The organism is Vibrio glycogenivorans (assembly GCF_051660965.1).
GTDB lineage: Bacteria > Pseudomonadota > Gammaproteobacteria > Enterobacterales > Vibrionaceae > Vibrio.
In genome coordinates, this window is the sequence record NZ_JBPVIS010000002.1 from 359,558 (window position 1) to 373,516 (window position 13,959).

Consider the following 13,959-nt stretch of genomic DNA (forward strand, 5'->3'; position numbering starts at 1 on the left):
TCAAACTTCCTTATTTCAATTTTTCGGCTTGGCCTGTGTACTCGCCAAGCCGCTGTATTCTTTAGCTGTTATTTAGCTGTAGTAGTTGCGGATAAAGCTGAGTGTCTTGTCACACTCCTCGCGACTACCGATGCTGATGCGGACACAGTCCTCAATTGGCGAATTACGTAAGATAATACCGTTATCCCACGCAGCCTTAAATAGCGCATCGCCTTGATTAAATTTCACCAGTAGATAGTTACCCCAGCCGGCAAACACCTGCAAATCGCTTAGTTCACTCAGTGCTGCCTGCAGATAGTCGCGGTTGGCATTCAGTTCAGCGACCTGACTGCGGGCGCGATCGAGCCCTTGCTCAGACAAGGCTTGGGTCGCAATATCAGTCACTGGAATCGGCACTGGATATGGCGCAATAACCTTAAGCAGCACATTAATCAGCGCCTCATTCGCGAGGGTAAAACCACAGCGCAAACCGGCAAGCGCGAACGCCTTAGACAGGGTGCGCAGGATGGCTAGGTTCGGATACTTAGCGAGCAAATCGACCGTTGACGCCTCAGGACAAAAATCAATGTACGCCTCGTCCATCACCACGATTGCACGATCTTTGGTCATCTCCAACAGAGTAATGATATCGTCACGCTCAACTAGATTCCCAGTTGGGTTATTCGGACTACAGACAAACACCAACTTGACGTTATCTAGGTTTTGCGCGATGCCATCGAGATCTAACTGCCAGTCTGCGGTGAGTGGCACGGTTTTACGCTCAACACCGATGGTTTCAGCGCTGATGGCATACATGCCATAGGTCGGAGGACAGTAAAGGATCGCGTCCTCACCCGGCTCGCAAAATGCGCGGATCAACAGCTCAATTCCTTCATCGGCGCCGCGAGAAGTGAGCGTTTGCTCTGGCTTCACGCCCGCATAAGAAGCATAGGCTTCGATAAGCTCTTTCGGCTGACACTCGCTGTAACGATTAAGGCGAGCAAAATCGGTGCTGTACTGATTATCAAACGGAGACTCATTGGCATTAAGCCACACGTCTCCCGAGCCACCAATGCGGCGCGCAGAGAGATAAGGCGTCAATGCCTGTACCTGCTTTCTGGCTAGTTGTTCCATTACGCCTCTCCTTGACTGAGCTTTTCAACTCGAATCGTTACCGCGCGTTTGTGCGCGTCCAAGCCTTCTGCCTCCGCCATGGTCACCACCGTTGGCGCAAGCTCCAATAGACCTTGCTTAGACAACTCTTGCACTGTCATACGCTTGCTAAAGTCTGCTAAACCTAGGCTTGAGTATGTACGCGTGTAACCATAGGTTGGCAGCACATGGTTAGTCCCTGAGGCATAATCACCGGCTGACTCTGGCGACCAATCACCAAGGAAGATCGAGCCGGCATTATCCAATAGCGGAAGTAGCTCACGTGGATTTTTGGTCTGGACAATCAGGTGCTCAGGGCCGTAGTAGTTCGAGATAGAGACTGCTTGAGTTAGAGACTCTGAGATAATGATCAGGCTTGATGCCAGTGCTTTCTGCGCGATATCGGCGCGCGACAGCTCAGCTAATTGGCGCTGCACCGCATCGGTGACTTGGTCAGCAATGATTGGCGATGGCGTGACGAGAACCACTTGAGAGTCTGGGCCGTGCTCAGCTTGAGAGAGGAGGTCCGCCGCAATAAAATCAGGGTCTGCACTTTCATCGGCCAATACCAACACCTCAGAAGGACCCGCTGGCATATCGATGGCTGCGCCGCGAAAATCGTTGCTCACCTGACGTTTAGCCTCGGTCACATAAGCGTTGCCTGGGCCAAAGATCTTATCCACTTTGCTGACGGTTTCGGTGCCATAGGCCATCGCCGCTACCGCTTGTCCGCCGCCAACATTGTAAACCTCATCGATATTACACAGCTTAGCGACATACAAGATCTCATCAGCAATTGGCGGTGGTGAGCACAATACCACTTTGCGACAACCAGCGATCTGCGCCGGCACACCCAACATCAGTACCGTTGATGGTAGTGGCGCGCTGCCACCAGGAATATACAACCCGACCTTGTTAATCGGACGCGTCACCTGCTCACATACCACACCTGGCTGAGTTTCTACTCGCAGTGGCTGTGGCTTTTGTGCTTGGTGGAACTTGGCGATATTAGCGTACGCTTGCTCAAGCGCCTGCTTCATTTTGTCTGAAAGACGCGCCGACGCCTGCTCTATTTCTTCATCGCTGACGCGAATCGACTCAGGCTTAACGCGATCAAATTTCTCGGTCAGCTCAAGCAGCGCCGCATCTCCTTCGCTTCGCACCTTAGCAATCACCTCAGTCACGGCGGCGGTAATGTTCGCCCCTTCGGTGATCGCTGGGCGCTCAAGGATCGCATCTTGCTGCTGCTCACTCAGTGATGGCCATACAACTGTTCTCATCGTCTTACCCCATCATCTTTTCAATTGGTAGCACTAGGATTGAGCTTGCACCTAGCTCTTTGAGCTGCTCCATGGTTTCCCAGAACAGGTTCTCGGTGCTCACCAGGTGTACGGCAACCTTATCCTTGTCGCTTGAAAGTGGTAGCACGGTTGGATCTTCGGCGCCAGGCAGCAAGGCTTTGACTTGATCAAGACGATCAACCGGCGCGTGAAGCATAATGTACTTCGACTCTTTGGCCTGTTGCACGCCCTGCATGCGAGTCAGTAATTTCTCGATCAGTGCTTGACGATCAGCGTCAAATTCACCCGTGCGTTGAATCAGCGTTGCTTTCGATTGGAAGATGACTTCTGCTTCTTTAAGACCATTGGCCTCAAGGGTCGCACCCGTCGATACCAAATCAGCAATCGCATCAGACAGACCAGCGCGCGGCGCAACTTCTACAGAGCCAGTCAGCATACACGTCGAGAAAGGCACCCCTTGCTCATCCATGTAAGCCTTAAGCAGTTGTGGGTAGGTGGTAGCGATACGTTTACCCGCTAGATCTTGCGGGCCGTTATATTCAGCGTCTTTGTCAATCGCGATAGATAGACGACAGCCACCAAAGTCCATGCGGCGCAGCGTAACGAACTCGCACGGCTCACCTAGGGCTTTGCGGTCTAGGCGCACCTCTTCAAGCTCGTTTTCACCGATAAAGCCAAGGTCAACCACGCCGTCCATGACCAGACCTGGGATATCGTCGTCACGTACTAACAACAGGTCGATTGGCATGTTCAGTGAGTGAACCACCAAACGCTCACCCATCACGTTAAATTTCACGCCACATTTTTTGAGTAGCTCTTGGCTCTCTTTGCTTAGGCGGCCTTTCTTTTGAATCGCAATTCTTAAACGCTGTGCTGTCATGACTATTCCCTGTTTCTATATCTTTAAAATTTTTAAACCTGATAAAAAGCAAAAAACCCTCGAGAGATGTTGGTCTCCCGAGGGTTGGTATCTTGTTAGTATGAGATTCAAACCACCGGGAGCTACCTGTCTCCCGGATACGCGTACATCGCCCGAAAGACTAAAATGGGTGATGGTGATGATGGATTTTCATTCCGTATGTACGCATAACTATGAGTTCTTTTCCTTAACACTATGGTGTTCACACTAACTAAGCTGAAACTAATTTTCAACCGTTAATTACAACTTTTTCCAATTTCCTTTTTGTTTACTCTCTCGCCACATCGCACTGATTTGCCAACGCGGCACTTGCAGTCTTAACTTAAGTGAATATACTGTACAAATATACAGGTATCTTATTATGCATGAACTCATCTCCAACCTAAAAGACAAACAGTGGCTGTGGCAAGGCAGTCAACAACCGGCCGAGATTGACCGAACCAGCTCTGGGTTTGAATTACTCGATCGCGAGTTAGCTGGCGGCTATCCCAATAATGGCGTGGTTGAGCTCGTCTCACCGCTCGGTATTGGTGAGCTCAGATTACTGCAACCTCACCTCGCGGCAGCCTCGCAGCAGCGCTTGATTGCGCTAGTTGGGCTACCTGACCAACTGTGCCTAGAATCTTTTAGCGCGATGGGGATTGAGGCCTCACAACTGCTAGTGATCAATCATGATGACCCAAATTCGCTACTCTGGGCCAGTGAGCAGTGCCTAAAAAGCGGTGCCTGCAGTCATGTGATCACTTGGCTTGAGCAGATGGAGGTCCATCAGGCACGCAGATTACAAGTCGCCGCAGAGCAAGGCAATGCCATTCAATTTTTATTCACTCAAGATATGCAGCGCAGTTTCTCACTGCCGGTCAATCTCAGTATGACGTTAAGCCCAGCGCCGCAAGGTCTATCTATTACCATTACCAAGCAGAAAGGCGGTTGGTCGAGAAAACCCGTTGTGGTTGATTTTCGCTCCCACTGGCCGCAACTGGCCAGCAAAGTGCGCCCGGCGCATGTGCTGCCTTTCCCGCTTCGCAAACAGGGGTAAGCTATGTCAGCTTGGATTTATCTGCATTTTCCGCGCTTGCAGCTCGATAGCCTATTCACCGAGTTACACCAGAGTAACGCCAGTGAAGAGCCGTCAGCGGATATTACCGATGAATTGGCTACCATCGTGGTGGATACGCGTCACCACCACATCGTGCAAATGGATGATAAGGCGGCCGACTATGGCATTAGTCTGGGTATGGGGCTCGGCAGCGCCTCGGCACTTTGCTCGGCGCTGAATGTTCACCCTTATGATGAGACAATAGAGCAACACCAGCTAGATACTATTGCTCAGTGGCTGTATCTGGTCACCTCCGATATGGTGCTCTACCCGCCCAATGGACTGCTACTTAAAGCCAGTCATATGCTGGCGCTTTATAGCGACCTTCACGGCTTTTGGCAGGCTGTCCAGCACCAACTTGAGCACCATGCTATTAGCTATCAATTTGCCAGTGGTTTTTCCCCGTATTGTGCCATGCTGCTCGCCAAACAAGGGACAAACCTGATCACCGACTGCCGAGAAGCGCTTCTCAATCGTCTATCTTCACAACCTTTGCCAGCGAGCGAGCTTGACTGCAAGCAGGTTGAACAGCTCCAGCGCGTTGGCATCCGCGATTTTAGCAGCCTGCTCAAATTACCCCTTAAAGAAGTGGCGCGGCGATTTAACATCGACCTTGTCAACTATCTTGGTCGGCTACTTGGCGAGCTATCGCATCCGCTGGACTACTTCCAGCCCCCTGAGCGTTTCGTCCACAGCCTTGAGCTGCTCTATGACATCGAAAACACTCAGTGGTTATTGCGCCCTCTTACGCGCCTGCTAAAACAGCTCGATGATTTTTTAACTCTACGCAACCAGGTCGCCTACGAGCTTTGCCTGACCTTGCATCAGCGTGACCATGAGCCAGAAAGTATCACCTTTACCTCCGGAGGTGGAGATTCGCGCTTTGAAAAGTGGCTTAAGCTGTGTGAGTTATCGCTTGAGTCGCTATCACTCAGCGCACCTGTCTACCAGTTAACCCTAGAAGCCGTGCGTACTGGACAAGCTAATCAGCACTACATTGATATCTTTGAGGGTGATAAGGGGCAAGCCAATCGACACGATCTGATTGCTCTTCTGCAGGCAAAGCTTGGCACCGAAAGCGTCCTAAGCCCAGTGGCGAGAGCCGATCATCGTCCAGAGAGAGCGACTCAGTTTGTGCCAGCAAACCAACAAGAAAAGCTGCAAGCCAAGGCAAGCAATGACAGCACAATCATATCGCGCCTGAGGCCTACTCGCTTGGTTTCCCCACCCACGCCTTTGCAAGATAAAGTTGAGCTGATCCATGGCCCAGAACGGATTGTCAGCGGCTGGTGGGACGGCGATGAGGTGACTCGTGACTATTTTATTGCTCAATCTGCACAAGGCCAATGGCTCTGGGTGTATCGCACCGAGCAGAAGCTGTGGTTTTTGCACGGCTATTTTAGTTAAGCGTTATTTGGTTATTGGTTTTAGGTCCTATTTGTTTTTAGTACGATGTCTTATTCTGAGCTGTTCTGTCAGAGCAATTTCTCGTTTCTTACCGGTGCTTCACACCCCGAAGAGCTGGTTCTCCAAGCGGCAAAGCTTGGCTACGAGGCGATCGCTATCACCGATGAGTGCTCTGTGGCGGGCGTTGTGCGCGCTCACAGCGCCATCAAGCAGTATCAGTTGCCAATTAAACAGATCGTTGGCAGCATGTTTTGGCTTAATCAAGAGTGCCAAGTCGTGCTGCTGTGCCCTAATCGTCAGGCCTATGCGGAACTCTGTCGGATCATCACCAATGCGCGGCGCCGTGCCGAAAAAGGCGAGTATCAACTCTCGGAGTGGGATCTGATGAGTATCAAGCACTGCCTGATCATCTGGCTGCCTCGTCATCACTCAAGCGATCAACACTGGGCCAAATGGCTCCACCAGCGCCACGCTCAGCGTCTCTGGCTCGGTGTGATCCGCCACCTTAAGCATGATGAGATCCAATATATCGAGCACTGTGAGCAGCTTGCCGCCGAGTGGCAACTGCCCATCACCGCCTGTGGTGGCGTGCTCTATCACGAGACCAGTCGCCAGCCCCTGCAGCACACCCTTACTGCCATCAAGCATGGCTGCGCGGTGGATCAGCTTGGGCACAGCTTAACCCCCAATAGCGAGCAAGCCCTGCGCAGCTACGATAAGCTCACTCGCCTTTACCGCAATGAGTGGCTCCAGCAAGCTCAGCATATTGCTCAGCGCTGCGACTTTCGCTTAGACAGACTCAAATACGAATATCCTAGTGAGTTGGTTCCGGATGGTTTGACGGCAATGACTCACCTAAGACAACTGGTTGAGTACGGAAAGCAATTACGCTTCCCTGAAGGCATACCTGCAACGATTAATGCCACAATTGATAAAGAGCTCGAGCTTATTGAGGAGCTCGATTACCCCTATTACTTTCTCACCATTCATGACTTGGTGATGTTCGCCAAGCAGCAAGGCATCCTTTATCAAGGGCGCGGCTCAGCCGCCAACTCGGTGGTGTGCTACTGCCTCGAAATCACCTCGGTCGACCCACGCCAGATCTCGGTATTGTTCGAACGTTTTATCAGTAAAGAGCGTAATGAGCCGCCCGATATTGATGTCGACTTTGAGCATCAGCGCCGAGAAGAAGTGATCCAGTACATCTATCAGAAATACGGCCGCGCACGTGCTGCGCTGGCGGCCACAGTGATCTCCTATCGGTTTAAAAGCGCAGTACGAGATGTTGGTAAGGCACTTGGGATCAACGAAACCCAGCTAGACTACTTTATCAAGAACGTGGATCGCCGCGATCGCAAATCAGGCTGGCAAGCGCAAATTATCCAGCTTGGCCTTGACCCTAAAAGCCTCAAGGGTGAGCAGTTTATTCGTTTGGTTAACGAGATATTGGGCTTTCCTCGTCACCTTTCTCAACACGTGGGGGGCTTTGTGATCTCGTCAGGTCCACTGTACGAATTGGTTGCGGTCGAAAATGCCGCCATGCACGAGCGCACCGTGATCCAGTGGGATAAGGATGATCTGGAAAGCTTGGGGCTGCTCAAGGTCGACGTGCTGGCGTTAGGCATGCTAACTGCCATCCGAAAATGCTTTACGCTAGTCGAAAAGCACTATGGTACCACACTCAGTATTGCCGATATTACCCGTCGACATGACGACCCTGGCGTGTACGCCATGATCCAAAAAGCCGATACCGTGGGTGTATTCCAGATTGAGTCACGCGCGCAGATGAGTATGTTACCCAGACTCAAACCCCGTTGTTATTACGATCTAGTGATCCAGATCGCCATCGTCCGCCCCGGCCCTATCCAGGGCGACATGGTTCACCCTTTTCTTAAAAGACGCAATGGGCTCGAACCTGTCACCTACCCTTCAGAGGAGGTCAAATCAGTGCTGTCTCGAACCATGGGCGTGCCTATCTTTCAAGAGCAGGTGATCAAACTAGCTATGGTCGCGGCCGGGTTTAGTGGTGGTGAGGCGGATCAACTGCGCCGAGCGATGGCGGCCTGGAAGAAAAATGGCAATCTGGCCAAGTTTGAGCAAAAGCTGATTGATGGCATGAAGGCACGCGGCTATCAAGAAACCTTTGCCCGTCAACTGTTTCAGCAAATCTGCGGCTTTGGCGAATACGGCTTCCCGGAAAGCCACTCGGCCTCATTTGCCGTGCTCGCCTACTGCTCTGCATGGCTAAAATTCCACTACCCAAGCGCGTTTTACTCCTCGCTACTTAATAGCCTACCCATGGGGTTTTACAGTGCCTCGCAGTTGCTGCAAGATGCGAAGCGTCACGGTATTGAGGTACTTCCCGCTTGCGTCAATCAATCCACTTATGACCATCACCTCGATGACCAACGTCTTGAAAATATAGGCCCTACCGGCGCGATTCGTCTTGGTCTAAGGATCATCAAAGGACTCAGCGCGGAAGGAGCTGAGCTCGTGGTATCACAGCGACCAAACGAGGGGTATCACCATACCCGTCAACTCAAGCATATTGGCCTCAGCCAAAAGGATCTCAATGCCCTCGCCTCTGCCAACGCTATGCAAAGCTTTGCCGAGCATCGCTACGCTACCCGCTGGCAGATGATGGATAACCTCTCTGATCTGCCTTTGTTTGCTAACCTCGATGAGTACGATGAGCTATTGCCATCCTCCCCATCTGAGATGGAAGATGTGATTGAAGATTACAGCGTGACCGGGCTTTCGCTTGGCAAACACCCCATCACTTTGCTGGATGAAGCGCGCCTACTACCAAGGTTCACCCGCATGACGGAGCTTATCCAGCGCGAACACAAGTCTTTAGTCAGTGTGGTCGGTATTGTCACTGGTAAGCAATCCCCAGGCACCGCTGGAGGCGTGACGTTTTTCACCCTAGAGGACGATACCGGCAATATCAACGTCGTGGTGTGGAAGGCCACTGCGCAAGCACAGAAGCAAGCCTATCTCACGGCGAAAGTGCTGATGGTCAAAGGTATCTTGGAGCGCGAGGGCGAAGTGACCCACATTATTGCTGGGCGTTTGATTGACCTAAGTGACCGATTAGGCAAACTCGATAGTCCGTCACGCGAGTTTCATTAATTCATGCCGTCATTACCCTTAGCCAGTCAGGCAAGGGTTAGGCGACTACACAAACGTAGATATATCCATCCTTCGATAGACATCGCCTAGCAAATCGTTATATAAAGACGACCTTTTCTAATTGGTGGTTATTTATGAATAAAGCCTTTGTTGTCCGCGCTCGCGCCGCGTCGACTGACCCAAAAACGTTTGTTGCTGGAGTTGGTGCTGATGCGCATTCTGAAATCCTCGCTCATGTGTTGATGAACGCGATTTTCACCGCTCAATCTCATCGTGATGATGTGACCGTCTATCTCGTGATTGAGAGCACCACAGATTTCTCTCGCACTATTCGTTTTGAATCCTCAGAGCTGCGCGATATTGGTGGCTTTCATGAGTCGGCTTTGATTGCTTTAATCACAAAAGCACTAGAGCACTCAGTCGGTATGAAGAAAGAGGAATCGCGCAATGTCAGCGGCGGCTTGAGTGTTGAAACCATCAGTTTTGAAAGATTAGTCCAGCGCCTAGCTGAGGACTACACCCTCTACCTCCTGGATAAAAAGGGCACCGACATTCGTGACGAACCCTTTGATGGTAACGCCTGTTTTATCTTAACCGACCATATCCCAATGCCGAAAAAGAGCTGGAATAGCTTAAAGCGTTTAGGCACGCAGAAGATCAGCCTCGGACCACAAATGCTGTTTGCATCTCAGTGTGTGGTGCTGATTCATAACGAATTTGATCGTCGAGGGTAGCTCTCTGTGAAGTCAGCATATTGAGTTTATGCCCCAGCTTAAAGCCTAATACCATCATCAATGGGCACTTCAAAACTCAAAAGTGCCCCTTTCTTTGTTTCGATACTTTAACATCGCATTTCAAAGTGAAGCTACTTGACTGAATTATGCTAATCCGAATATCTTGGCGCTCAGAACGTACGGGTGATTTTCATACGCTCAGCCGTTTTATTCTTGTTACGTCGTTTAGAGGATTACGCGAATGTTTCAAAGACTCATTGATTTAGCACAGTCAAAATTAAGAAAGCAGCAGTTTAGTGGCAAAGTGAGTTGCGGCCAGGTCTCTTCGGCGATTGAAACATCATCTGGTAGATTGTTTGTTGGCGTGTGCATCGACACTTCCTGCTCGTTAGGTATATGTGCAGAAAGGAATGCAATCGGTGCGATGGTAACGGAAGGCGAGTTTCATATAACAAAGCTTGTTTGTATTAAAGGTAGTGACGTAATTCTTCCATGTGGCGCTTGCCAGGAACTCCTGATGCAGTTACATCCCCAAAATGCTGAATTAACGCTCCTCACTGACATGGATGGTTCGTTCCTAAAGCTTAAAGAGCTCATGCCACATTGGTGGGGGAACAGACCATCAAAAGATTAGGGTTTCAATACATACTTTTCTAATCTGAGGTAACGGTTTGACCAGTGTGCTAAACCGAGATTGCCCCTTTTCGTGTCTCGCCTTAATGCAGCTCGCGAGACAATACCCCAGATCGCTTCAGGTTTTCTAATCTGATTATCATCAAATATGGTCAGATCTTTTTCACTAAATGGTCGTCTTAATGGTGTGCAAAGGGTACCAAAACAACACGCATGGGCGTGTTTGCGTAAGCCAGTCAAAGCACACATAATAAAATTATTTATAATCAATTACATAATGATAGATTGTTCATCGCGTGCTCTTCGAAGAAAGTGACCGCACATGCTAGTAAATTGTTAGGCTTTCAGGGAGGAGAGTATGATTTTTCAGCAGATTATTGAGATTCCGTTCAAGCTTTGGGCGCTGCTTACTGCTGGCCCTATGCTGTTCTTTGTAGGGTTTGTTGGGGTTTCAGTATGGCTAAGTGTGCAAGGCGTTCCCGCATCAAAAATTCCAGTTCAAGTCCCAACGTATATGCCACATATCTTACTTGGAGTACTCTCGTGTCTCTTTATTTTAATGGCGTTGTTAGCGCCTAAAATCAACGAGGTGTGGAGTATATCAGGGTTTAGCAAAACCCTTAGCGATGCTGTGCTCGGAGTATTTGTGGGTGCGTTGCTTGCACTAGCCTACATTTATTGGTTAGCGCCTTTTCTTGAGGTCTTACAGCGCACATTTGGGGACTATGTTCCGCCTGGTTCGGTGTTGACGGTGGTATCAGGAAGCATTGGGTTGTTCTTTGTTGCGAATGTCATATTAGCACCTCTGGTTGAGGAAACACTTTACCGCGGTATTGCTATTTCGACGATCGAATCGCACCTGGGTATAACAGGGGCTATAGTGTTGAGTTGCTTGTTCTTTGGCCTGTTACATTGGGCTGGAGGTGTTTGGTACATGGTACTTACAGGTGTTGTTGCGGGAGGTATCTTTGCTGGCCTGTACTACCAGACGGGCAGCATCGTTGCTCCTTTTACCGCGCACCTTGCTCTCAACTTAATTGAGTTTGTGTATGCATATCGTATTCAAGAGCATGTTCAACAAGTGTAGTGGATGAGTTTTTTTGGCCAATTTATAAGAGGATTCGCAATACCTCAGATTATCCGTCAAATGCTAATTTAGCAAAACCACTGACTCACTTTTGTCCAAAGCCTTCGCGGCGGGCACTTCATAACTCAGAAATGCCCCATTCCGTGCTGGCAACCAGGAAGAAATCCTTCTCGGTTGCCTAAATCACCTTTGCCCCTTTTCGAGACCGCACGTTTAGCCATCGAGTTATATTTATGGATACCTTTCTCACTTTTCTAATCTGCATTTTTACCGTTGATAACGCTGCAACGTTCAACGATCAAATCTTTTAGCCACGTATGGCTAGGATCGGTATTAAAGTACTTGTGCCAAAATAGAAACAACGCGCCAGGTTCTAGGCGTATTGGTATAGGCTTGGTGACTAAAATACCTTCTTCGATGATTTTCTTTACTGCGCTGTATGGGTAGCACATAATAAGATCACTCTCTTGGCACACAGTGACTGCGCTGCCTAAATCTGGCACGTTTAAGGCGACATCAAGCTGTATTTCATTGTTGTTGAGAAGATCAAACAGAAGCCAACTTCCCACGCCACCAGTAATCACATGTATATGACGAAACTGTAGGAATGTTGATAGTTCCCATTCCAGTGTTAACGCAGGATGATCGGGGCGCATAAGGCAGACAGCATGGTCTCGCATCACCTCAACGCATTCTAAGTCTTTAGGTAGGTGATGCACTTGAGGCTTCGCTCTTTCGTCAAACTCAACCATGCCGATACCAAAATCAATCTCTCGCTTTAACAAACGCTCAAACGTAGCCTCATTCCATGTCTTTGTTTTTAAAGCGACCTTTGGTGCTTGGGCTAAGGCTTCTACCGCGATGTTTGGATAAATCGAGTTGTATGCCGTTTCGACGAGTTCTAGTTGGAACGAGCGCGTACTCTCGCAAGGCGCAAAGTCCTTGTCCAAGCTTAACATTTCAACTTGTAGCAGGATTTTTTGTATCTGCGGTGCAAGGAGTAGGGCTTTCGGGGTGGGTAACAAACCTTTGGCAGAACGTTCGAATAGAGGATCGTTGAACCATGTACGAAGCCGAGTGAGTTGTTTGCTGACAGCAGATTGCGATAGATATAACCGCTCTGCCGCGCGGCTGACGTTTTGCTCTTCTATGAGTACTTGAAAGCAGAGCAGTAAATTCATATCGCATTTTAGGAGGGTATCAACGTTAAGCACTATTATTCCTTAGGTTCATAGCTTCTTGGAAATATCGTCAATTCTAATCATACAATGATTTGGATAGATTAGCCTGAGAATCCACAAGTTAGATCGAGATATATGAACTATTTAGCCCTTCCCAAGATTGATCTCCATTGCCATTTAGATGGCAGCGTTAGGCCAGAAACCGTATTTGAACTTGCAGTAAAGCAAGGCTTTGCAATGCCTGAAGATAAAGAGGCAGTAATCAACTCGTTATCCGCACCTGAAGACTGTCAGAACCTTGATGAGTACATTGATTGCTTCGATTTACCGATAAAGGTTATGCAAACGAAGGATTCATTAGAGCGTATTTCATTTGAGTTATTCGAAGATGCTGCCAATGAAAACGTAAAGTATCTCGAAGTGCGATTTGGTCCATTGCTGCACCAACACTTGGGATTAAGTATTTCCGACATTATTGAAAGTGTTGTCAGCGGAATGAAGAGAGCAGAAGCAATCTACAACATTCACGGTAACTACATTCTGTCTGTGCTGAGAGATATGCCTCAAGATAAAATCAAAGCGGTTATCGATGCTGGTGTTCCTTGGCTAAACAATGGCGTTGTCGCATTTGATGTTGCTGGTGGCGAGCGCCCAAATTTCTGTGCTGATTTCCCAGAGTTTACTCAGTATGCCGTGGATCAAGGCTATCGGTTAACCATTCATGCTGGCGAACAGTGGTGCGGTCAGAATGTTTATGATGCCGTTACTATGCTTGATGCAGAACGCATTGGTCACGGCGTTCATATGAAAGATCACAGCGAGGCATACTCGATTGTAAAAGACAAAGCGATTGCTTTAGAGATCTGTCCAACGAGTAATGTTCACACGAAATGCATCGAGGCATTTTCTGAACACCCTATTAGTGAGTTTTACAAAGACGGGATTGTGGTTACGATCAACACGGACAATAGAACCGTATCCCAAACTACGATGACTGATGAGGTCAAAAAGGTCGTCGAAACCTTCCAATTGACGAAAGAAGACTATTCAAAGATATACACCTACAGTGTAAATAACTCTTTCGCGTCAGAAGCAGTTAAGCAGCACTTGCTAGAACTCAAGAATCAAATAGCTTTATCATAAAACGGCCTTAATACTAGGTATACCTTGTATGTGTAGTGGTATACCTAGTGTTTTAAAGCCAAATTGATTATCAGACGGCTAAAAAATCCGCTCAAGTCAGGATTTGTTTGAGCAGATAAGAATTGATACTGGCGGGTGAGATTAAGTTACTTACTTCCGGCTAATTAGATTTTTTATTCTAAATTGTTTCTG

At 48.8% G+C, this 13,959-nt stretch carries 11 protein-coding genes and 1 other annotated feature; of the genes, 7 read left to right on the top strand and 4 right to left on the bottom strand.

Annotated elements, in window-relative coordinates; translation table 11 throughout:
- Positions 1-72 precede the first annotated feature (72 nt).
- Genes hisC through hisG form a run of 3 tightly spaced genes read right to left on the bottom strand, consistent with a single transcriptional unit; the run spans position 73 to position 3,312 of the window.
- A complete protein-coding gene (gene hisC / locus ACSTTG_RS06390; RefSeq protein WP_438474162.1) occupies positions 73-1,113 on the bottom strand; it encodes a histidinol-phosphate transaminase in 1,041 nt (346 codons plus the stop codon).
- Entirely contained in the window at positions 1,113-2,411 is a 1,299-nt protein-coding gene (gene hisD, locus ACSTTG_RS06395) for a histidinol dehydrogenase (RefSeq protein WP_438458092.1), read from the bottom strand. The genes hisC and hisD overlap by 1 nt, the downstream gene beginning before the upstream one ends.
- Positions 2,412-2,415: 4 nt before the next feature.
- Positions 2,416-3,312 carry an ATP phosphoribosyltransferase gene (gene hisG / locus ACSTTG_RS06400; RefSeq protein WP_438458091.1) on the bottom strand — a complete coding sequence of 299 codons (897 nt, stop codon included), beginning with the start codon at positions 3,310-3,312 and terminating at the stop codon, positions 2,416-2,418.
- Positions 3,313-3,363: 51 nt separating this feature from the next.
- Positions 3,364-3,497: a sequence feature (His leader region), on the bottom strand.
- A gap of 215 nt (positions 3,498-3,712) precedes the next feature.
- Here hisG and imuA point away from each other — a divergent pair.
- The 6 genes from imuA to ACSTTG_RS06430 all read left to right on the top strand — a co-directional run bounded on the left by imuA (position 3,713) and on the right by ACSTTG_RS06430 (position 11,443).
- On the top strand, positions 3,713-4,390 hold the full coding sequence (gene imuA, locus ACSTTG_RS06405) for a translesion DNA synthesis-associated protein ImuA (protein WP_438474163.1): 678 nt from the start codon (positions 3,713-3,715) through the stop codon (positions 4,388-4,390).
- Between the two features lie 3 nt (positions 4,391-4,393).
- On the top strand, positions 4,394-5,857 hold the full coding sequence (locus tag ACSTTG_RS06410; protein WP_438474164.1) for a Y-family DNA polymerase: 1,464 nt from the start codon (positions 4,394-4,396) through the stop codon (positions 5,855-5,857).
- Between the two features lie 45 nt (positions 5,858-5,902).
- Positions 5,903-8,989 carry an error-prone DNA polymerase gene (locus tag ACSTTG_RS06415; protein WP_438474165.1) on the top strand — a complete coding sequence of 1,029 codons (3,087 nt, stop codon included), beginning with the start codon at positions 5,903-5,905 and terminating at the stop codon, positions 8,987-8,989.
- Positions 8,990-9,123: 134 nt separating this feature from the next.
- Positions 9,124-9,723, top strand: a complete 600-nt coding sequence (trmY, locus tag ACSTTG_RS06420) for a tRNA (pseudouridine(54)-N(1))-methyltransferase TrmY (protein WP_438458087.1) — start codon at positions 9,124-9,126, stop codon at positions 9,721-9,723.
- Positions 9,724-9,964: 241 nt separating this feature from the next.
- Positions 9,965-10,357: a cytidine deaminase family protein gene (locus ACSTTG_RS06425; RefSeq protein WP_438474166.1), complete on the top strand. Its 393-nt coding sequence runs from the start codon at positions 9,965-9,967 to the stop codon at positions 10,355-10,357.
- A gap of 357 nt (positions 10,358-10,714) precedes the next feature.
- A complete protein-coding gene (locus ACSTTG_RS06430; protein WP_438474167.1) occupies positions 10,715-11,443 on the top strand; it encodes a CPBP family intramembrane glutamic endopeptidase in 729 nt (242 codons plus the stop codon).
- Between the two features lie 254 nt (positions 11,444-11,697).
- Here ACSTTG_RS06430 and ACSTTG_RS06435 read toward each other — a convergent pair whose 3' ends face one another.
- On the bottom strand, positions 11,698-12,657 hold the full coding sequence (locus ACSTTG_RS06435; RefSeq protein ID WP_438474168.1) for a LysR substrate-binding domain-containing protein: 960 nt from the start codon (positions 12,655-12,657) through the stop codon (positions 11,698-11,700).
- Between the two features lie 102 nt (positions 12,658-12,759).
- Between ACSTTG_RS06435 and add the strand changes: the two genes are divergently transcribed.
- Entirely contained in the window at positions 12,760-13,767 is a 1,008-nt protein-coding gene (add, locus tag ACSTTG_RS06440) for an adenosine deaminase (RefSeq protein WP_438474169.1), read from the top strand.
- Positions 13,768-13,959: the final 192 nt, after the last annotated feature.